1 protein-coding gene is annotated in these 1,218 nt (G+C 54.5%); it reads left to right on the forward strand.

Features of this window, described 5'->3' with window-relative positions; genetic code table 11:
• Positions 1-57 precede the first annotated feature (57 nt).
• Positions 58-1,184 (forward strand): IS3 family transposase gene (locus tag ACR0NA_RS21620; RefSeq protein ID WP_480732626.1). Its coding sequence is split into 2 segments (ribosomal slippage): positions 58-322 and positions 322-1,184, totalling 1,128 coding nucleotides; the frame shifts between segments, so codons are not numbered across the junction.
• Positions 1,185-1,218: the final 34 nt, after the last annotated feature.

The raw sequence follows: 1,218 nt of genomic DNA on the forward strand, positions 1-1,218 counted from the left end.
CTGATCCTCCCCCTCTGAAGTGGTCCGCCGTTATGGTTAAGAAAATGGAGGAACCACATGGCGAACAAGCGACCGAAGCCGGAAGAGATTGTCTCGAAGTTGCGGCAGGTTGAGGTATTGATGGGGCAAGGCATGTCCCGTCTGGATGCGATCCGGCAGATTGGTGTTGTTGAACAGACCTATTATCGCTGGAAGAAGAAGTACGGCGGAATGGGTACGGATCAATTGAAGGAACTTAAGCGCCTTCAAAAAGAGAATGAGCGTCTTCGAAAGGCCGTCTCGGATCTTACCCTGGACAAATTGATCCTGACGGAGGCGGCCAAGGGAAACTACTGAGCCCCGCCCGTCGCCGTGCCTGCATCAACCATGTGCGCCACAAACTGCGTGTCTCAGAGCGCCGGGCGTGTCGCGTCCTGAAACAGCACCGATCCACACAGCGAAAGCTGCCGAAAGGTAGAGCTGACGAGAAGCGCCTGGTGGCGGACATGATAGAATTGGCCCGCCAGTATGGCCGCTACGGTTATCGTCGGATTGCGGCTTTGCTGAGAGATGCGGGCTGGCAGGTGAATGACAAACGCGTCGAAAGGCTTTGGCGTCGGGAGGGGCTGAAAGTGCCAATGAAACAACCGAAGAAGGGGCGGCTCTGGTTAAATGATGGATCGTGTGTTCGGCTGCGGCCGGAGCACCGAAACCACGTCTGGAGTTATGACTTCGTGCATTGTCGAACGGATGACGGAAAGGCATTCCGCACGCTCAACGTCATCGATGAGTACAGCCGGGAGTGCTTGGCGATCCGCGTGGACCGCAAGCTGAACTCCAGCGATGTCATCGATGTGCTGAGTGACCTGTTCATCATGCGCGGTGTGCCAAGCTACATTCGCTCCGACAATGGCCCTGAGTTCATTGCCGTGGCGGTGCAAGACTGGATCAATGCCGTTGGAGCAAAGACCGCATACATCGAACCAGGCAGCCCATGGGAGAACGGTTACTGTGAAAGTTTCAATGCCCGGTTCAGAGATGAGTTCCTGAATGGAGAAGTCTTCTACTGTCTAAGAGAAGCGCAGATTTTGATCGAAGAATGGAGGAAACACTACAACACAAAACGCCCGCACAGTGCTCTGGGATATAAACCGCCGGCCCCGGAAACCATCGTTCAAATGGACCAAAGGCCAGTCATACACTAACAATCAAATTGGACCACACAAGTGGGGCTGATCA

Source organism: Ruegeria sp. C11, from assembly GCF_056537725.1.